The following is an 18,818-nucleotide window of genomic DNA, read 5'->3' as shown; positions in this document are numbered from 1 at the left end:
GGCCGGACGCACCGCGGCCCGGCGGTCGCACCGGCGGCCGGCACCCCGGCCCGCGACCGCCCTCCGGTTCATCCGGCGGCCGCGACTCCCCCACACCTGTTCGGTCCGACAGCAGAAAGGTAGGACCGGGCCCCGGCGATGCATCGGTCACATGCCTGGTTGCCACCTGAACGAGTGAACCGGCGTGACCTCGCCCACGACGGGGGCGTTATCGCGCCCTCCGGTCCGGGGGCCCGCTCCCTGCTTCCCCGCTCCCCTACTCCCTGTCCGCTTGCTCCCGGGCCCCTGCGCCCTGCTGCTCCTACTGCTCCTACTGCTCCTGCCCGGCCGCTGTCCCGCCCGGGGCGCGGGTCCGGGCCCGGACCCGCGCCCCGGGCTCAGACCCGCGCCAGCAGCTCCCGCACCGCCCGGGCCACCTGCTCGGGGTGCTCCATCATCGCCACGTGCCCGGAGTCCGGCAGCACCAGCAGCCGGGCGTCCGCGAAGGCCAGGCAGGCCCGCCGCGCCGAGCGGTACGAGACCAACTTGTCCCGCAGCCCGTACACCAGCAGCGTGGGCACCTTCACCTGCCCGGCCTGGCGCCAGAGCGCCTGGTCGCCCCGCTCGGTGTACGCCGAGACGATCCCGCGCGCCGAACCGGCCAGCGCCCGCATCGCGTGCGGCACCTCCACGCGTCGCCGGTACTCGGCCACCGCCTCGGCCCGGGCGGCCGGCGACAGCCCCTCCGGGTCGCCGTACACCAGCCGCAGCAGGCCCTCGGTGGCGTCCTCCGGGGTCCGCCCGTTCGCCGGCAGCCGGCGCAGCAGCGCGGGGAGGCCCGGCACCGCGAGCAGGCCGGTCGGCCAGGCGGTGCGCTGCGGAGGCAGCTCGGGCAGCGCGGGCGAGATCAGGGTGAGGCTGCGGACGAGGTCCGGGCGGACCGCGGCGAGGCGGACGGAGACGGCGCCGCCCAGCGAGTTGCCGAACAGGTGCACCGGCCCGCGGCCGGCCGCCTCCAGGTAGCCGATCACCGCGCGGACGTGGCCGGAGACGGAGAGGTTGCCGTCGGCGGGCGGGGCGGAGTGGCCGAAGCCGGGCAGGTCCACGGCCTCGCCGTCGACCAGGCCGGCGAGCCTCGCCATCAGCACCGTCCAGTTGCCGGCCGAGCCGCCGAGCCCGTGCACGAAGAGGGCCGGCGCGCGCCCGCCGGCCGGGCCGCGCCCGCCGTCGCCGGCACCTGCGGCACCGTGCACCGCCAGCACCGCGCCGGGCACCTCGACCGTGCGGAACGGTGCGGGCTCCCCCGCCTCTGGACGTATCTGCTGCTCAGCGCTGCTCATGGTGGACGATGGTAGTGAGGGCGGGCCCCGGTACGGCCCCCGACAGGACCGCCCGCCGCCGGTCCTGTCACACCACTGCCGCTGCCCTGATCAGCGTCGTATTGTGGGCTACTGACAAGGGGGGTCCGTTCTTTTCTCGCGTTCGCCAAGCGCGGACGCGGTTACCGAAAAGTAGAATCGGTCTTCCTTGCCAGCCCCGAACAACCCGTGAAGTGAGGAGCGCCGTGACGGCCATCCAGGAGGCGCAGGAGCGCCCGCGCGGTGCCCGCCTGCCGCGAAGCGCCCGCCGTGAACAACTGCTCGGTGCCGCCCAGGAGGTGTTTGTCGCGCAGGGGTACCACGCGGCCGCCATGGACGACATCGCCGACCGCGCCGGGGTCAGCAAGCCGGTCCTCTACCAGCACTTCCCCGGGAAGCTGGACCTCTACCTGGCGCTGCTGGACAAGCACTGCGACGCCCTCGTCGAGTCGACCCGCGAGGCGCTGTCGACGACCACCGACAACAAGCTCCGGGTCGCCGCGACCATGGAGGCGTACTTCAACTACGTCTCCAGCGAGTCCGGCGCGTTCCGGCTGGTCTTCGAGTCGGACCTGACCAACGAGCCGGCCGTGCGCGAGCGGGTCGAGCGGGCCTCGGAGGCCAGCGCGACGCTGGTCAGCAAGGTCATCCAGGAGGACACCGACCTCCCGGAGGCCGAGTCCAAGCTGCTCGCCGCCGGCGTCTGCGGCCTCGCCCAGATCACCGCCCGCTACTGGCTCTCGCAGGGCCTGGCGATCCCGCGCGACGAGGCCGTGCGGCTGGTCGCCAGCCTGGCCTGGCGAGGCCTGAAGGGCTTCCCGATGCACCCCGTCTCCGAGCAGGACGAGGCTGCCGACGAGGAGTGATCCACCGAGCTTCGCCTCGGCCTTGATCCGGTGCTCTATGGTGAAGCCGTACGGCGCGGTCGCCGCGATCACCTGTCCCGGGCGGTCCGGATGCCGCGCGTGGATGGCTGCAACCCCGGAGGGACGGAAGCCGTGGAGGTCAAGATCGGCGTGCAGAACGCGCCGCGCGAGATCGTGATCGAGAGCTCGCAGAGTGCCGAAGAGGTCGAGAACGCGGTCGCCAAGGCACTGGAGGGCACCTCGAAGCTCTTCGCGCTGACCGACGAGCACGGCCGCCGCGTCATCGTCCCGGCCGAGCGCCTGGCGTACGTGGAGATCGGCGAGCAGGCCGCCCGCAAGGTCGGTTTCGGCACGCTCTGAGCAGTACTCCGGTGCCCCGCTCCCCCACCGGGAGCGGGGCACCGCTGCGTGTACGGCCCGGCCGACCGGGGTACGGCGACAGTGCGGCCGTCCGTGCGCCGCACGCCCGTACCCCCGGGGAGGCCCCCTTGCTGGTCGAGACGCTCGCCTTCGCCCTCGTCGGCCTGGTCGTCGGCGCAGCCGCGCTGCTGTCGCTGCCCGCGTACTTCCCGGCCGGGCGGCTGCTGACGACGGGGACGGCGGTGGTCTCGGCCCTGCTGGCCGGGGTGATCGCGCACTTCACGCTGAACGGCGCGTTCCCGGCGGCCAGCATCGGGATCTCGGCGACCGCCTCGGCGCTGCTCACCTCGGTACTGGCCCGGCCCGACCTCGCGGCCGACCGCAGGCCCGTCCACCGGCACCGCCCGCACCGGGCCGGCGCGCACCGCCGGCACCGGCCCGCCTGAGCACGGGTCCGCCCGAGCACGGGTCCGCCCGAGCACGGGCCCGGCAGCCTAGGAGGCCAGCCCCAGCGCAGCCATCCGCTTGGTGTGCGCCTCGGTGATCCGGTTGAACATCTTGCCGACCTCCACCAGGTCGAAGCCCTGCACCTGGACGCCGCCGACCAGCAGGTTCGAGAGCGCGTCCCGCTCGGCCACCACCCGCTGGGCCTGGCTCAGCGCCTCGCCCATCAGCCGCCGGCCCCAGAGCGCCAGCCGGCCGCCGGCCCGCGGGTCGGCCTCGATCGCCTGCCGCACCTTGTCGACGGCGAACTGGGCGTGCCCGGTGTCCGACATCACGCCGAGCACCAGATCACGGGTGTCGTCGTCGAGCCGGACGGCCACCTCGCGGTAGAAGTCGGTGGCGATCGCGTCGCCGACGTAGGCCTTGACCAGGCCCTCCAGCCAGTCCGAGGGCGCGGTCATCCGGTGGAACAGCTCCAGCGGCTCGACGAACGGCTGCATCGCCTCCTGCGGGTCCGCGCCCACCTCGGCCAGCCTGTCGTGCAGGCGCTGGTAGTGCTGGAACTCGGCGGAGGCCATCCGGGCCAGCGCGGCCTTGTCGGCGAGGCCCGGCGCGAGCTTGGCGTCCTCGGCGAGCCGCTCGAAGGCGCTCAGCTCGCCGTACGCGAGGGCGCCGAGCAGGTCCAGCACGGCCGCCCGGTAGCCGGGGTCGGCCGAGCGTGCCGCCCAGTCCCCGATCGAGCCGGCCGCGTCGTCCTGCGTCTCACCATGGGTCTCCATGACCTGCCACCTTAGTCCCGCCCGGCCGCCCGCACACGCACGGCGCCGCCCCCTCCCCGGCCGCCGCCGCACGGGCTGCGAGCAGCGGTGCACCCCCCTGCCGCCGGGACCGTTCCCGCCCCCGTTCCCGCCCCCGCGCCCGGCGGCCGCCGCACGGCCCGCGAGCAGCGATGTCATGCGCGTCACGTGTTCGAGTCGTCGCGTGACTGTATGGTGGTAGCGAGGTCCGTAGTGCTCGCACGGTGTCACCGCCGTCTCGGTGCGCCGGGCAAGCCCGCTTCGTAGCGGCACCGTCCAGCAGGACGTGCCCGCACCGGAAGCCGGGCACTCACGTACGCGGATGCCCGGTCGGAGAGCCGATCGGCTCCGACCATGGCTTGGACTTCAAGCCTTGGCACCGCATCAGTGGCCGAGCGAGGGCCGCCGAGACCGCGCCGCACGGCGAACGGTCCCGCGCAGGTCCCTCAAGGGAATCCTCCCCGACGCCGCCGTGACCGCGCCCCTCACCGGGCCCCGCGGACCGGCCGGCCGCAGGGACCGGCGCGGTTGTGCGTCCACGCAGTTGTAGCAGGGCCGTCCAGGCCCGTACGCAGCCGCGCGGCTGCCCGCCCGCCGCTCGTTCTCGGCCCCTCCACACGGAAGAGGCAGCACCCTGTCCACCACCGCTGAACCCATCAAGACCACCTTCCGGGACCTGGGGATCCTCCCGGAGACCGCCGAGGCCCTGGAGGCCGTCGGCATCATCCACCCCTTCCCCATCCAGGAGATGACCCTCCCGGTCGCGCTGACCGGCCACGACGTCATCGGCCAGGCCAAGACCGGCACCGGCAAGACCCTCGGTTTCGGCCTCCCGCTGATCGAGCGGGTCGTCGTCCGCGCCGACGTCGACGCCGGCCGGGCCACCGAGGAGCAGCTCCACGAGTCCCCGCAGGCGCTGATCGTCGTCCCGACCCGCGAGCTCTGCACCCAGGTCACCAACGACCTGCAGACCGCCGGCAAGGTCCGCGACGTCCGCGTGCTCGCCGTCTACGGCGGCCGGGCCTACGAGCCGCAGGTCGAGGCGCTCAAGAAGGGCGTCGACATCGTGGTCGGCACCCCGGGCCGCCTGCTGGACCTGGCCGGACAGAAGAAGCTGGACCTCTCCCGGGTCCGCTCGCTCGTCCTGGACGAGGCCGACGAGATGCTCGACCTGGGCTTCCTGCCCGACGTCGAGAAGATCCTGACCATGCTGCCGGCCAAGCGGCAGACCCTGCTGTTCTCGGCCACCATGCCGGGCCAGGTCATCAGCCTCGCCCGCCGGTACATGAGCCAGCCGACCCACATCCGCGCCGCCGCGCCGGACGACACCGGCACGACCGTCGCCAACACCGAGCAGCACATCTTCCGTGCGCACTCGCTGGACAAGGTCGAGCTCGTCTCGCGCATCCTGCAGGCCGACGGCCGCGGGCTGGCGATGATCTTCTGCCGCACCAAGCGCACCGCGGCCGACGTCGCGGACCAGCTGACCCAGCGCGGCTTCGCGGCCGGCGCCGTCCACGGCGACCTCGGCCAGGGCGCCCGCGAGCAGGCGCTGCGCGCGTTCCGCAACGGCAAGGTCGACGTCCTGGTCTGCACCGACGTCGCCGCCCGCGGCATCGACGTCGAGGGCGTCACGCACGTCGTCAACTACCAGTGCCCCGAGGACGAGAAGACCTACCTGCACCGGATCGGCCGCACCGGCCGGGCCGGCGCCTCCGGCACCGCCGTCACGCTGGTCGACTGGGACGACATCCCGCGCTGGCAGCTGATCAACAAGGCGCTGGACCTGTCGTTCAACGAGCCGGAGGAGACCTACTCCACGTCTCCGCACCTGTTCGAGCTGCTGAAGATCGCCAAGGGCACCACCGGTGTGCTGCCGCGGTCGGAGCGGACCCGGGCCGGGCTCGGCGCGGAGGAGGTCGAGGACCTCGGCGAGACCGGCGGGCGCGGTTCGCGTCCGGCCGCCGGTGGCCGCGGCCGTGCCGGGGCTCCCCGGACCGGCCCGGGCAAGCCCGCCGCCACCGAGACCACCGAGGAGAAGCCGGCCCGCCGGCCCCGTGAGCGCCGCCGCACCCGTGCCGGCAGCTCGGTCGAGGGCGACGCGGTGACCGCCGACGGCGCCGTCACGGTCGAGGCCCCCGCGGCCCCGGCCGTCGAGGGCGTCGAGGGCGCCGAGGGCGAGGCGGTCCCGCGCCGCCGTCGCCGCCGTCCGCGCAGCACCGGCGCGGGCGAGACCGCCGTCGCCGCGGTGGCCGAGGCTCCGGCCACGGTCACCGAGGCCGCCGCACCGGTGGCCGAGCCGGCTGCCGACGCCGCCACCGAGAAGCCGGCCGCCAAGCGGACCCGCAGCCGGGCCAAGGCCAAGGCCGAGCCGGCCGCCGAGGGCGCCGCTGCGCCCGAGGCCACGGCGGACGCCCCGGCCGAGGCCCCGCGCCGCCGGACCAGGAGCCGCCGCCCGGCCGCCGCGGAGGCGACGCCGGAGAGCTGACCGGCCCAGCCGCCGAAGGCACCGCCCGGAGGGGGCGGCCGCGTCCCGCAGGTCGGGGCGCGGCCGCCCCCTCCGGCGTGCCGGCCCCGCTACGCTCGGGGGTTACCGGCCGGTACCCCGGTACCCCGGTGCACCGCCGGTACACCGCCGCAGCGCCCGCCGCGCCGCCACGCCGCCACGCCGCCACGCCGCCGGAAGAACCGCCGCACGCCCGGAGACCCAGGAGATCCCCCCATGAGCACCCCGCCGTTCCTCACCCTCCCCGGCTGCGCGCGGGCCCTGCGCCTGGCGACCGCGCGCGGCGAGTTCGCCGCACTGCGGGCCGAGCCGACGGGTGCGCCGCGCGGGTCGGCGCTGCTGGTGCCCGGCTTCACCGGCAGCAAGGAGGACTTCATCGCGCTGCTGGAGCCGCTCGCGGCGGCCGGCTACCGGGTGACCGCGGTCGACCAGCGCGGCCAGTACGAGACGGGCGGCCCCGACGATCCCGCCGCCTACGCGGTCGACGCGCTCGGCGCCGACGTCCGGGCGCTCTCCGCGGCGCTCGCCGCCGACGACGACGGGGGCCCGCTGCACCTGCTGGGCCACTCCTTCGGCGGCCAGGTGGTGCGGGAGGCCGTGCTGGCGGCCGCCGCCGAGGGCCCGCTGCCGTGGAGCTCGCTGACCCTGATGGCCACCGGGCCGGGCGCGATCGACCCGGCCGAGGCCGAGCGCACCAAGCTGCTGATCTCGGTGCTGCCGACGATGAGCCTGGAGGAGATCTGGCAGGTGCTCCAGCAGATGGAGGAGGCCTCCGGCGAGCCGGCCCGGCGGCCGGACGCCGAGGTCGCGGCCTTCCTGCACCGCCGCTGGGTGGCCAACGTGCCGCAGTCGCTCGCCACCACGGGCGGGCACCTGGTCTCCGCACCCGACCGGGTCGACGAGCTGGCCGCCGCGAGCGCCGCGCTGCCCACCCTCGTCCTCTCCGGCGTCCGGGACTACGCCTGGCCGGTGCCCGAGCAGACCGCGATGGCCGAGCGGCTGGGGGCCCGCCGGGTGGTGGTCGAGGACGCCGGCCACTCCCCCAACGCCGAGCGACCGGCGGTCACCGCCGAGGCCCTGACGGGCTTCTGGGGTGCCGCCCGGGCCTGACCGCGCCGGGCGGTGGGGCCCGCACCCCGCCGCACCCCGCCGGGCCTGACCGCGCCGGTGCCCCGGACCTTGCCGTCGGGGCCCGGCCGGTACCCCTGGCGGGTTTCTCACAGGACAAAATTCGTTAGTTGCGGTAATATTTGATTCTGTCCGGGAATCATCGTCGATCTCGACGTCGGCGCGGATCAGCCGAAACCAGGACTTTACGGACGGGCAACGGCCCGGTAGCAGCACCACGACAGAGTGGTTCACGAGGGACCGGGCGTCCCCGGCAAGCAGGGGGGAGCCCTTTGCCGCAGCACATCGTCGATCGTGCGACACGACAGACCCCGAAAGGGCTGATACCGACTCAGCCACGACCGCCCCGCGAGACGGGGCAGGAACAGGAGAGGCCCATGCGCTTCGAGATTCTCCGACTGGACGACACCCGCGGCACCGCCACCGACCGACTGATCGCCGACGCCGAAACCGTCCGCGAGTTCGTCCAGGCCGCCGCCCGCACCGGCGAGCGCCTGCTCATCCGTCCGTGCCCGACCGTCTGACCCGGCGCGGCGCCTCCGACCGGGAGCCCTCACCCGCCGCCGAAGACCCGGGAGCGTCCGACCCCGACGTTCCGATACCCGACTGACGCCCCGTCACCGCAATCGCCGATGACAGGGCGTCAGTGCGTTGCGGGCCCCCTCCGGCCCGCGCTCGCCACCACCCGTCGGAGCAACCGACGTTTGCCGCCGCCCGCCGCTGGACATTTCCTACCGGGAGCCGCCGGCACCACGCCCACCCCGCGCCGGACGGGCACCCGCCACCGACAGGTGCCGCCGAGCCCTCCGTACGGGTGATCGTCCTTGACGCGGCGGTCCGGAGGGAGGAGCGTTGTCGGCTATGAGGGGCGAGCCAAGCTGCCCGAGGTGCGCCGGCCGGGTCCGCGCCCCCGGTCTGTTCTCAGACACCTGGCAGTGCGACCGGCACGGAGCCGTGCACCCGATGCAGCCGGTGCTGCCCCCGAGCGTGGAAGCGCTCGGCGTCGCCGTCGTCCGTTCGCAGGTCCCCGTCTGGCTGCCCTGGCCGCTCCCGGTCGGCTGGCTCTACACCGGCATCGCCCACGTCGGTGACGACGTCTCCGGCGCCCGGGCCACCGCCGTCGCCTGCTCCGGCCCGGCGCCGCTCGGCGGCTTCGGCGAGCTGGTGCTGGTCGCCGAGGAGCTGGGCGTCGGGCTCGGCGCCCGGTACGCGGGGCTGTCCGGACCGGACCCGGGCGAGTCCGTCTCCCTCTACAAGCCCGCCGACGCCAAGCTGATGGCGGCCGGGCGGCCCACCCCGATGTTCCACGTCCCGGACGCACCCCCGGACCGGGCGGTCTTCGTCGGCGAGGCCCGCGGGCTCTGGCTCTGGGCGGTGGCCTGGCCCGAGCAGTCGGCCCTCGTGATGTACGACGAGCTGGTGCTCACCGACCTGCGCGAGGCCGGCGCCGAGCTGGACCTGCTGCCCTGCGGCGCGCTCTCGCCCCGCCTGCTCGGCTGAACCCGCCCCCGCACCGAACCCGCCCGGCCACTGGACCCGCCCCCGCACCGGACCCGCCCGGGCACTGGACCGCTCGATCCGGGAGCGGCCCCGGGCTGTGCGGGCTCCCGCCCGGAGCACCCTCGATCGGCCGACCGGCCCGCCGCCGGCTGACCTATCCTGGGCGGCACCCGCCGCCCACCCCAGGAGCCGACCCCGTGCGCATCGACCTGCACGCCCACAGCAACGCCTCCGACGGCACCGACAGTCCGGCCGAGCTGGTCGCGGCGGCGGTCGCCGCGGGCCTGGACGTGGTCGCGATCACCGACCACGACACGGTGGCGGGCCACGCCGAGGCCACCGAGGCGGTGCACGCCCTGCCGCCCGGCACCCGGCTGACCCTCGTGCCGGGCGCCGAACTCTCCTGCGTCGTGGACGGCATCAGCATGCACCTGCTGGCCTACCTGTTCGACCCGGCCGAGCCGGAGTTCGCCCGCGAGCGCGAACTGGTGCGCACCGACCGGTTCCGGCGCGGGCGGGCGGTCGTCGAGCGCTGCCGCGAGCTGGGCGCGGAGATCAGCTGGGAGCAGGTCGAGCGGATCGCCGGGGCCGGCTCGGTCGGGCGGCCGCACATCGCCAGCGCCCTGGTCGAGGCCGGCGTGGTGGCGACCGTCTCCGACGCGTTCACCCCGCAGTGGCTGGCCAACGGCGGGCGGGCGGACGTCCGCAAGCACGAGACCGACCCGGTCGAGGCGGTCCGGCTGGTCCGGGCGGCCGGCGGCATGCCGGTCTTCGCCCACCCGGGCGCCGTCAAGCGCGGCCGGACCGTCTCCGACCAGGTGATCGCCGACCTCGCCGCGGCCGGGCTGGCCGGGCTGGAGGTCGACCACACCGACCACGACGAGGCCGCCCGGGCCCACCTTCGCGGACTGGCCGCCGAGCTGGGCCTGCTGACCACCGGCTCCAGCGACTACCACGGCAGCCGCAAGACCGTCCGGCTCGGCGAGCACACCACCGACCCCGCCGTGTACGAGGCGCTGGTGGCCGGCGCGACCGGCGCGAAGCCGGTCGGCGGGTAGGGCGGCCCCCGCCCGCACGCCGGGGCGCGGGGGCGTCCGGCGTGGTGCGCGACGGGCCGCGGGCCCCAGCACCGGAGCGTCGGCACGCCGGCGAGGGTCCACTCCGCCGCGCGGCCGGGGCGTGATCCGCCGTCAGTCCAGCGGCACCGCGCGGCGGTCGGGATCGCGCAGGTCCGTCCCGTGCTGGAGCCAGCGCTCCTCCAGCGCGCCCGCGCCGTGCACGCGCTTCCAGCCGGCCTCGTTCGGCGTCATCGGCAGCAGCGGCAGGAAGCGGACCGGGTCGGCCGGCTCGTCCAGCTCCAGATCGGGCACCAGGCCGCCCGGCTCGGCGGCCAGCACCGAGGTGAACGGCGCGCCGTCCCAGAGCGGGGAGCCGAGGTCCAGCGAGCCGCCGGGAGCCAGCACCAGGCCCTCCACCTGCGGCGTCGCGGCGAAGGTGGCCAGCGTCCGGAGCACGCCGTCGCGCCCCCCACGGACCGTCAGGACCAGCTCGGCGCGGGGGCCGCGGACCTGGTCGGCGACCGGGGCGGTCGGGTCGGCCATCGGTGCGGCGGACATCCCGAGCGTGGCGTAGCGGACCAGCCCCTCGGCGTCCGGGCCGAACCGCAACACCTCGATCCGGTCGGCGCCGAGGAAGGTGACCGCGGCGCGGCCGCTCGGTTCACCGAAGGTGGTCAGCAGCCGGGCCTCGACGGCGGCCAGCACGGCCTCCCGGGAGAGGCCGGAAGGGTCGTGGGAGCCGCCGGAGGGGTCCCCGAAGAGCGGGAAGTCGTGCGCCATGCCGGTGAGCGTAACCCGCGGCACCCGCGGGCTTGTCACGAGCGTCACGTGAACGCAGCAGCGACGACGACCGGTCAGATGTTAGTGTGAGCGACTGGCTACCGGGGATCCTCACCTCCGGGGCAGCGGCGTGAAGGAGGTGGTTGCGGTGGATACCAGCCGACCATGCAGTACCGGCAGCTCTACCCGGCCCGGACGCCTTCCCCGTACCCCTCGCCACGCAGGCTGAAACAGCCCCAGTAGGAGCTGACCGCCGCGTCCGCGGAGACGACCGAGGCAGTGCCGGTCCGGCCGGGAGAGCACCTTCACGGCGTCCGTTCGCTCCATCGCGTGCCCCAGCAAGGCCGAGGACCGATCGCAGGCGCCCTTCCACCGGTGTTCCTCCGCCGTCGCACCACGGCCAGCCGCCACCATGCCGCCGTGCGGCGGCTCCTGCCCCAGGGAGCCTGCCATGTCGATGATCAACAGCCTGCGCGCCGCCGTCCGCACCAACCGCCGCCGTTCGGCGGCCGGCCTGTTCGACTCGATCCACCCGGGCGCGTCCACCTCGGCGGTGGTGGACTGCGCGGTCTACCAGCAGGGCAAGCGGCACGGCGAGAGCTGCAGCCCGCGCGAGGCGGTCCGCCGCGTCAAGGCCTCGCAGCAAATGCCGGACGGCGCGGGATCGTTCAGCTGGATCGGGCTGCACGAGCCGACCGAGGCGGAGTTCGAGGGCATCGCGCAGCGGTTCGGCCTGCACCCGCTGGCCGTCGAGGACGCCGTGCACGCGCACCAGCGGCCCAAGGTCGAGCGGTACGACGACGTGCTGTTCGCCGTCTTCAAGACGATCCGCTACGTCGAGCACGACCAGCTCACCCCGACCAGCGAGGTGGTCGAGACCGGCGAGCTGATGGTCTTCGCCGGGCAGGACTTCGTGATCACCGTCCGGCACGGCGGGCACAGCTCGCTCCAGGAGCTGCGGCAGCGGCTGGAGGCCGACTCCGACGGCGCCGGGCTGCTCGCCAAGGGGCCCTCCGCGGTGCTGCACGCGATCGCCGACCACGTCGTCGACAACTACCTGCTGGTCGCCGACCGGCTGCAAACCGACGTGGACGAGATCGAGTTCGACGTCTTCTCCAACAAGGGCGGCCGGGGCACCGACGTCGGGCGGGTCTACCAGCTCAAGCGCGAGGTGCTGGAGTTCAAGCGGGCCGTGGCGCCGCTGCTGCGGCCCATGCAGCAGCTCTCGGAGCCCCTCCAGCGGCTGGTCGACCCGGACATCCAGAAGTACTTCCGGGACGTCGCCGACCACCTCGCCAGAGTCACCGAGCAGGTGCACGGCTTCGACGAGCTGCTCAACTCGCTGCTCCAGGCCAACCTGGCGCAGGTCTCGGTGGCGCAGAACGAGGACATGCGCAAGATCACCGCCTGGGCGGCGATCTTCGCCGTGCCCACCATGATCACCGGCGTCTACGGCATGAACTTCGACTACATGCCGGAGCTGCACCACAAGTACGGGTACCCGATGGTGCTCGGCAGCGTCGTGCTCATCTGCATCGGGATGTACCGCGGCTTCCGCCGCAACGGCTGGCTGTAGCGCTCACACGCCCGCCCGGCGGGCCCTCACCGGCGCCCGCCGCGGGCCACCAGGACCAGGCCCAGCAGGATCAGCACCACCGCCGGGTAGGCGGCCACCGGGGGCCACTGGCCCAGCCAGAGCGCGGCGATCAGCGCGGCCCCCGGGGTCTCCAGCAGGATCGCGGTGGAGGTGACGGAGGGGCCGAGGGTGCGCACCACCCGGTTGCTGAGCGAGTGCCCGAGCAGCTGGGCGGTGACCATCAGCAGCACGATCTGCCACCAGACCCCGGCCGGCCAGCCGCCCATCGGCGTCCCGGCCACCAGGCAGATCACCAGCAGCACCACCGCCGTGGTGGCGTAGCAGACCAGGGTGTACGCGGTGGTGCTGACCGTCCGGCGGACCTCGGCGCCCAGCAGCATGTACCCGGCCGCGGCGAGCCCGGCGCCGAGCGCCAGCGCGTCACCGAGCAGGGCGCGGGGCGAGAGCGAGAGGTCGACGCCGGTCAGCACCAGGACGCCCGCGAAGGCCACCGCCGTGCCGATCCAGACCGGCCGGGGTGCCCGGACGCCCATCAGCCGCATCAGCACGATGGTCCAGAGCGGCGTGGTGGTCACCAGCGCCGTCGCCGAGGCCACCGAGGTCATCCGCAGGCTGGGCATCCAGAGCGCGAAGTGCACGGCGAGCAGCGCCCCGGCCGCCACCGCCAGCAGCAGCGCCCGGCGGCCGATCCCGCGCAGCTCGGCGCGGTGCCGCAGCAGCGCGTACGGGCCCAGCACCCCGACCGACATGACGTTGCGCCAGAACGCGATCGCCAGGGCCGGCGCGGCGGTGGCACTGATCAGCGGTGCGGAGAGCGAGATGCCGGAGACGGAGACCGCGAGCAGCAGCAGGTCGAGCCTGGGGAGCGGGTGCGCGGGGGCCTCGGCGGTCGCGGTGGTGGCGGGGGCGGCGGCGGTCTCGGGCCGGGCGGCGGGCACGGTGCTCCTCGGGGCGCGGGGTCGGCAGGGCGGGCGGCCGGGGCCGGCAGCGGGTGCGGACGGCCGGGGCGGGCGGGCAGACGGGGCGGGACGGGCGGCGGGCGGAGCAGATGGGGCGGGCGGCTTATACGGTAAGGCCCGTGCGGCCTTCACGGAACTGTCGCCCGACCGGTGAGACACCTCGTGGACGGCCCAGGCCGTACGCTGTCCGGCATGGACCGTACGCCCGCCGCAGCCCCCACCGCCGACGACTTCCTCGACCAGGCCCTGGTGGAGGAGGCCGCGAAGAAGTCCGGACTGCTCTGGGTCCGCGCGGACGGCCAGGAGCAGAGCCGGGCGGTCTGGCACGCCTGGCACGACGGCGCGGTGGTGGTGGTCGGCGACGGCGCCGAGCAGCCGCTGCACGGGCTGGCCGCCGGGACGGGCGCGGTGGTCACCGTCCGCAGCAAGGACAAGGGCGGCCGGCTGACCGGCTGGCCGGCCCGGGTCTCCGAGCTCGCGCCGGGCAGCGAGGCCTGGCTCGGCGCCGTCGAGGAGCTCAAGGGCAAGCGGCTGAACGCGCCCGACACCGACACCATCACCGATCGCTGGGCCCGCGAGTGCCGGGTGCTGCGGCTGGAGCCGGCCGGACTGACCGAGCACCCGGGGGCGATGCCGGACGCCTCGCACGCCGCCGTCCCGATGCCCACCCCGGCCACCACCCGGATGCCGATCCCGGCCGGCCTCCCGAAGCTGCTGCTCAAGCGTCGCAAGGGCTGAGCCGCGCCGCCCGCGGCGGGGCCGTGGCTCGCCGGGCCGGGCCCCGAACGCCCGGGTAGCCTGGGCCCCGGGGCGCGCCCGCGCGCCCGCCGGGGCGTGGAGCAGGTCGAGCGAGCTGAGGGAGTCCATGGCAGGGGCAGGCAGCCGGGTCTTCATCTCGCACCTCTCCGGCGTCGCCGTCTTCGACCCGATCGGCGACCAGGTCGGCCGGGTCCGCGACGTGGTGGTCACGCTCCGTCTGGGCGGCCGCCCGCCCCGCGTGCTCGGCCTGGTGGTCGAGGTGATCGGCCGCCGCCGGATCTTCCTGCCGATGACCAGGGTGACCAGCCTGGAGTCCGGCCAGGTGCTGACCACCGGCGTGGTCAACATGCGCCGCTTCGAACAGCGCTCCTCCGAGACCCTCGTCCTCGGCGAACTGCTGGACCGCACCGTCACCTGGAGCAAGACCGGGCAGGACGTCACCGTCCTGGACGTCGCGATGGTGCAGACCCGGCTGCGCGAGTGGGAGATCAGCAAGGTCTTCGTCCAGGCCGGCCGGCCCGGCCGGCTCCGCAAGTCCAAGGGCGAGACGCTCACCCTGGACTGGAAGGACGTCACCGGCTTCGCCCTCGCCGAGGAGAACCAGGGCGCCGCCAACCTGCTCGCCACCTTCGACCAGCTGCGCCCCGCCGACCTCGCCAACGTCATGCACCACCTCTCCGCCAAGCGCCGCGCCGAGGTGGCCGCCGCACTGGACGACGAGCGGCTCGCCGACGTCCTGGAGGAGCTGCCCGAGGACGACCAGGTCGAGATCATCGGCAAGCTGAAGGACGAGCGCGCCGCCGACGTGCTGGAGGCGATGGACCCGGACGACGCCGCCGACCTCCTCTCCGAACTGCCCGGCGACGAGGCCGAGCGGCTGCTCCAGCTGATGGAGCCGGACGAGGCCGAACCGGTCCGCCGCCTGCTGACCTACGAGGAGAACACCGCCGGCGGTCTGATGACCACCGAACCGATCGTGCTGGAGCCGGACGCCACGGTGGCCGAGGCGCTGGCCCGGGTGCGGGTCTCCGACAACAAGCCCGCGCTGGCCGCGCAGGTCTTCGTCTGCCGCCCGCCGAACGAGACGCCGACCGGCAAGTACCTGGGCACCGTGCACTTCCAGCGGCTGCTGCGCGAGCCCCCGTACACCCTGGTCGGTTCGCTGGTGGACGACGACCTCGACCCGCTGCCGCCGGACACCCCGCTGCCGCTGATCACCAGCTACCTGGCGACGTACAACATGGTCGCCGCCCCGGTGGTCGACGAGGCCGACCACCTGGTCGGCGCGGTGACCGTCGACGACGTGCTCGACCACCTGCTGCCCGAGGACTGGCGCGAGGCCGCCCTGCACGGGCCGGCCGACGAAGGCGCCGGCGAGAGCGCCGACGAGAGAGAGGTGACCGGTGGACGCTGACCGCAAGGGCCGGCGGGACGACACCCCCCGCCAGCGCCTCCAGGGCGAGCTGCGCCAGCTGCGCGAACTGCGCGCCCGCGAGCGCGGCCGCACCCAGCGCGCCGAGCCCGCCGCCCCCGGCGGCGGCCGCAGCCGGCTCGACCAGCCCCGCACCACCCGCCCCGGCCTGATCACCCTGCCGACGTACGACCCGGAGGCCTTCGGCAAGCTCTCCGAGCGGATCGCGCGCTTCCTCGGCACCGGGCGGTTCATCGTCTGGATGACGATCGTGGTGGTCGTCTGGGTCGGCTGGAACACCGTCCTGCCGGACTCGGTGCACTTCGACGACTACCCGTTCATCTTCCTCACCCTGATGCTCTCGCTCCAGGCCTCGTACGCGGCGCCGCTGATCCTGCTGGCGCAGAACCGCCAGGACGACCGGGACCGCGTCAACATGGAGCAGGACCGCGCCCGCAGCGACCGCAACATCGCCGACACCGAGTACCTGACCCGCGAGGTGGCCGCCCTGCGCCAGGGCCTCGGGGAGGTCGCCACCCGCGACTTCCTCCGCTCCGAACTCCAGTCCCTGCTCAAGGAGATCGACGAGCGCCGGGAGACCTCCGAGGTGCTGTGACCCTCGGCACGCTACCGGCGGGTTAAGCGGTACGCCCGGCGCCGTACCATCAAGGCATGGCCAACGAGACAGAGGTCGCGGCCGGCGTCACGGAGGACTCCGTACGCCAGGCGCTGGCGACCGTCAACGACCCGGAGATCAACCGTCCGATCACCGAGATCGGCATGGTGAAATCGGTCGAGATCGCCGAGGGCGGCTCCGTGCGGGTCGCGGTCTACCTGACCGTCTCCGGCTGTCCGATGCGCGACACCATCACCGCGCGGGTCCGCGAGGCGGTCGGCAAGGTCCCCGGCGTGACCGGCGTCGAGGTCGAGCTCGACGTGATGAGCGACGAGCAGCGCAAGGAGCTCTCCCAGCTGCTGCGCGGCGGCGCCCCCGAGCGCGAGATCCCCTTCGCCAAGCCCGGCACGCTGACCCGCGTCTACGCGGTCGCCTCCGGCAAGGGCGGCGTCGGCAAGTCCTCGGTGACGGTCAACCTGGCCGCCGCGATGGCCGCCGACGGCCTGAAGGTCGCCGTGGTCGACGCCGACATCTACGGCCACAGCGTGCCCCGCATGCTGGGTGTCGAGGGCCGGCCCACCCAGGTCCAGGACATGATCATGCCGCCGCAGGCGAACGGCGTGAAGGTCATCTCGATCGGCATGTTCACCCCGGGCAACGCCCCGGTGGTCTGGCGCGGCCCGATGCTGCACCGCGCGCTGCAGCAGTTCCTGGCCGACGTCTACTGGGGCGACCTCGACGTCCTGCTGCTGGACCTGCCGCCCGGCACCGGCGACATCGCGATCTCGGTCGCGCAGCTCGTGCCCAACGCGGAGATCCTGATCGTCACCACCCCGCAGATGGCCGCCGCCGAGGTGGCCGAGCGGGCCGGCACCATCGCGGTGCAGACCCACCAGAAGATCGTCGGCGTGATCGAGAACATGTCGGGCATGCCCTGCCCGCACTGCGACGAGATGATCGACGTCTTCGGCACCGGCGGCGGCCAGACCGTCGCCGACGCCCTCACCCGGACCGTCGGCTCCACCGTCCCGGTGCTCGGCTCGATCCCGATCGACGTCCGCCTCCGCGAGGGCGGCGACGACGGCCGCCCGGTCGTCCTGGCCGCCCCCGACTCCCCGGCCGGCGCCGCCCTGCGCACCATCGCCGGCAAGCTCGGCGGCCGCCGGCGCGGCCTGTCCGGCCTCTCCCTCGGCCTGACGCCCAAGAACAAGTTCTGAGAGCACGCGGAAGGGGCGGGCGCCGTCGGCGTCCGCCCCTTCCGCGTGTCCGGGGGTGCTACGGGGTGTCCGGGGGTGCTACGGGCGGGTGTAGGCGACGAGGTCGGGGACGGTCGCGAAGCCGGTGCCGTAGGCGCTGACGCCGCGGCCGTAGGCGCCGAGCAGGACGCCGGGGGCCTCGCCGGCGAGCACCCAGCCGTACTCGGACTCGCGGTAGCGGAAGGGCTGCGGCAGGCCGTTGACCGGGAGGCTGAGGGTCGACCAGCCGGGGCCGGCCAGGTCGTCGGCGAGATCCCAGGCGAGGGTGGACTGCTGGTCGAGCCAGTCCTGGCGCAGTGCGCGGTCCAGCTGGCCGGGCCAGGTGGCGGCGAGCAGGCCGGAGCCGGCCAGCCAGGCGGCGGAGGAGGCGGAGGTCGCCTCCAGGGTGCCGGTGTTGTCGGCGCTGCGGCGGCTGTCCCGCCGGGCGACGGTGACGACGGCGGCGAACTTGCGCATGTCGCGCGGCTCGTAGTGCCGGGCCGGCTCCTCGCCGTGGCCGAGGGTGCCGTAGTCGACGCTGCCGGCCGCGCCGGTGCGCGGGCCGCCGGCGCCGGCCTGCATCAGGTAGCGACGGCCCGTCCAGGCGTCGTCCAGCCCGTACCAGGGGAAGTCCGCCGACAGGTAGGGCACCAGCGGGTCGGCCGGGCCCGCCTGGCCGCCGACCACCCGGCCACCGGCCGTGGCCGTCCCCACCGCATGACTCGTCGCGTCCATCCCCGGGCCTCCTCAAACGCACGTATCCCTGCCGCAGTGCGCTCCCATCGTGGCGTACCGCGGCGCTCCCGCCGTGCGTCTTCGGTCGGCAACGGACCGGAAGTGACCGACGGCACAGCGGGAACAATCAGCACAATAGCGGCGCGAACGCCGCCGCCCCGCTCAGCCGGGCGGCCGGGCGGGGCGGCGGTTTCGCCGTAACGGCGCGGATCAGGTGGCGTCCGGGTCGAACGGGGGGCGCTCGCCGGGCTGGAGCGGGGCACCCGCGGCGGCGGCCGCCGGGGCCGGGACGGAGGACTTGTCCATGCTCACCGTGCCGGCGCGGCCGTGGCCGTTCACCGCGGCGGCGGGCTTGTCGTCCAGCACCGAGCGGATGTCCAGGCCGTCCCGCATCTCCTTGAGGCCCAGCGGGTCCTCCTGGCCGCCCATGAGCTGCTTGCGGACGAAGGTCTTGGGGTGGAGGTCCTCGAACTCGAAGTCCTTGAACTCCGGGCCCAGCTCGCTGCGGATGTCCTCCTTCGCGTTGTCCGCGAAGGAACGGATCTTCCGGACGAAGCCCATGGTGTCCTGGATCAGCTTCGGCAGCTTGTCCGGACCGAAGATCACGATGGCCATGATGACCAGGGTCAGGATCTCCAGCCCGCCCACGTCGCTGAACACCTGTGCTCCCTAGCTCGTCGGACCGGTTCCTACAGCGTAATGGCCACCGGCCGGTCCGGACCCCACCGTG

Annotated in this window: 19 protein-coding genes; 13 read left to right on the top strand and 6 right to left on the bottom strand. The window is 74.5% G+C overall.

The features are described from left to right. Positions 1-377: 377 nt before the first annotated feature. The gene (locus OH807_RS25365) at positions 378-1,319 is read right to left on the bottom strand and encodes an alpha/beta fold hydrolase (RefSeq protein WP_406202851.1); all 942 of its coding nucleotides are present in this window, start codon (positions 1,317-1,319) and stop codon (positions 378-380) included. Between the two features lie 224 nt (positions 1,320-1,543). Here OH807_RS25365 and OH807_RS25360 point away from each other — a divergent pair, with 224 nt between their 5' ends. The 3 genes from OH807_RS25360 to OH807_RS25350 all read left to right on the top strand — a co-directional run bounded on the left by OH807_RS25360 (position 1,544) and on the right by OH807_RS25350 (position 3,009). After that, positions 1,544-2,203 (top strand): TetR/AcrR family transcriptional regulator, encoded by a 660-nt coding sequence (locus OH807_RS25360; protein WP_406202849.1) that lies wholly within the window; start codon positions 1,544-1,546, stop codon positions 2,201-2,203. Positions 2,204-2,335: 132 nt separating this feature from the next. Beyond that, the gene (locus OH807_RS25355; protein WP_406202847.1) at positions 2,336-2,563 is read left to right on the top strand and encodes a DUF3107 domain-containing protein; all 228 of its coding nucleotides are present in this window, start codon (positions 2,336-2,338) and stop codon (positions 2,561-2,563) included. Positions 2,564-2,691: 128 nt separating this feature from the next. Continuing rightward, a complete protein-coding gene (locus OH807_RS25350; RefSeq protein ID WP_406202845.1) occupies positions 2,692-3,009 on the top strand; it encodes a hypothetical protein in 318 nt (105 codons plus the stop codon). 48 nt (positions 3,010-3,057) lie between these two features. Here OH807_RS25350 and OH807_RS25345 read toward each other — a convergent pair whose 3' ends face one another. Then, positions 3,058-3,786, bottom strand: coding sequence for a ferritin-like fold-containing protein (locus OH807_RS25345; RefSeq protein WP_406202843.1), 729 nt, complete (start codon positions 3,784-3,786; stop codon positions 3,058-3,060). A gap of 766 nt (positions 3,787-4,552) precedes the next feature. On the opposite strand from OH807_RS25345, the gene OH807_RS25340 reads away from it, so the two are divergent. From OH807_RS25340 to OH807_RS25320, 5 genes are all read left to right on the top strand, one after another. Next, complete coding sequence (locus OH807_RS25340) at positions 4,553-6,292, top strand: DEAD/DEAH box helicase (protein ID WP_406202841.1); 1,740 nt, start codon at positions 4,553-4,555, stop codon at positions 6,290-6,292. Between the two features lie 234 nt (positions 6,293-6,526). After that, the gene (locus OH807_RS25335; RefSeq protein WP_406202839.1) at positions 6,527-7,420 is read left to right on the top strand and encodes an alpha/beta fold hydrolase; all 894 of its coding nucleotides are present in this window, start codon (positions 6,527-6,529) and stop codon (positions 7,418-7,420) included. Between the two features lie 395 nt (positions 7,421-7,815). Then, positions 7,816-7,962, top strand: a complete 147-nt coding sequence (locus OH807_RS25330; protein ID WP_406202837.1) for a hypothetical protein — start codon at positions 7,816-7,818, stop codon at positions 7,960-7,962. A 337-nt stretch (positions 7,963-8,299) separates the two neighbouring features. After that, entirely contained in the window at positions 8,300-8,938 is a 639-nt protein-coding gene (locus OH807_RS25325; RefSeq protein ID WP_406202835.1) for a DUF6758 family protein, read from the top strand. 197 nt (positions 8,939-9,135) lie between these two features. Beyond that, positions 9,136-9,996, top strand: coding sequence for a PHP domain-containing protein (locus OH807_RS25320; protein ID WP_406202833.1), 861 nt, complete (start codon positions 9,136-9,138; stop codon positions 9,994-9,996). A gap of 132 nt (positions 9,997-10,128) precedes the next feature. Here the strand turns inward: OH807_RS25320 and OH807_RS25315 are convergent, their stop codons facing one another. Next, the gene (locus OH807_RS25315) at positions 10,129-10,776 is read right to left on the bottom strand and encodes a suppressor of fused domain protein (RefSeq protein ID WP_406202831.1); all 648 of its coding nucleotides are present in this window, start codon (positions 10,774-10,776) and stop codon (positions 10,129-10,131) included. A 451-nt stretch (positions 10,777-11,227) separates the two neighbouring features. Between OH807_RS25315 and corA the strand changes: the two genes are divergently transcribed. Beyond that, positions 11,228-12,352, top strand: a complete 1,125-nt coding sequence (corA, locus tag OH807_RS25310) for a magnesium/cobalt transporter CorA (RefSeq protein WP_406202829.1) — start codon at positions 11,228-11,230, stop codon at positions 12,350-12,352. Positions 12,353-12,378: 26 nt separating this feature from the next. On the opposite strand, the gene OH807_RS25305 is transcribed toward corA, so the two are convergent. Beyond that, the gene (locus OH807_RS25305; RefSeq protein ID WP_406202827.1) at positions 12,379-13,311 is read right to left on the bottom strand and encodes a DMT family transporter; all 933 of its coding nucleotides are present in this window, start codon (positions 13,309-13,311) and stop codon (positions 12,379-12,381) included. Between the two features lie 213 nt (positions 13,312-13,524). Here OH807_RS25305 and OH807_RS25300 point away from each other — a divergent pair, with 213 nt between their 5' ends. The 4 genes from OH807_RS25300 to OH807_RS25285 all read left to right on the top strand — a co-directional run bounded on the left by OH807_RS25300 (position 13,525) and on the right by OH807_RS25285 (position 17,335). Then, the gene (locus OH807_RS25300; RefSeq protein ID WP_406202825.1) at positions 13,525-14,070 is read left to right on the top strand and encodes a hypothetical protein; all 546 of its coding nucleotides are present in this window, start codon (positions 13,525-13,527) and stop codon (positions 14,068-14,070) included. A 127-nt stretch (positions 14,071-14,197) separates the two neighbouring features. Further along, positions 14,198-15,505, top strand: coding sequence for a magnesium transporter MgtE N-terminal domain-containing protein (locus OH807_RS25295; protein WP_406202823.1), 1,308 nt, complete (start codon positions 14,198-14,200; stop codon positions 15,503-15,505). Positions 15,506-15,572: 67 nt separating this feature from the next. Then, complete coding sequence (locus OH807_RS25290; RefSeq protein ID WP_406211166.1) at positions 15,573-16,118, top strand: DUF1003 domain-containing protein; 546 nt, start codon at positions 15,573-15,575, stop codon at positions 16,116-16,118. 56 nt (positions 16,119-16,174) lie between these two features. Next, entirely contained in the window at positions 16,175-17,335 is a 1,161-nt protein-coding gene (locus OH807_RS25285; RefSeq protein WP_406202821.1) for an Mrp/NBP35 family ATP-binding protein, read from the top strand. A gap of 78 nt (positions 17,336-17,413) precedes the next feature. On the opposite strand, the gene OH807_RS25280 is transcribed toward OH807_RS25285, so the two are convergent. Both OH807_RS25280 and OH807_RS25275 read right to left on the bottom strand, forming a co-directional pair. Then, on the bottom strand, positions 17,414-18,088 hold the full coding sequence (locus OH807_RS25280; protein ID WP_406202819.1) for a hypothetical protein: 675 nt from the start codon (positions 18,086-18,088) through the stop codon (positions 17,414-17,416). Between the two features lie 210 nt (positions 18,089-18,298). Then, on the bottom strand, positions 18,299-18,748 hold the full coding sequence (locus OH807_RS25275; RefSeq protein WP_406202817.1) for a sec-independent translocase: 450 nt from the start codon (positions 18,746-18,748) through the stop codon (positions 18,299-18,301). Between the last annotated feature and the right edge of the window lie 70 nt (positions 18,749-18,818).

Origin of the sequence: Kitasatospora sp. NBC_01560 (genome assembly GCF_045208415.1) — a bacterium.
Taxonomy (GTDB): Bacteria; Actinomycetota; Actinomycetes; order Streptomycetales; family Streptomycetaceae; genus Kitasatospora.
The sequence above is the reverse complement of the archived record's forward strand: the minus strand, read 5'-3'. Positions and strand labels throughout refer to the sequence as shown.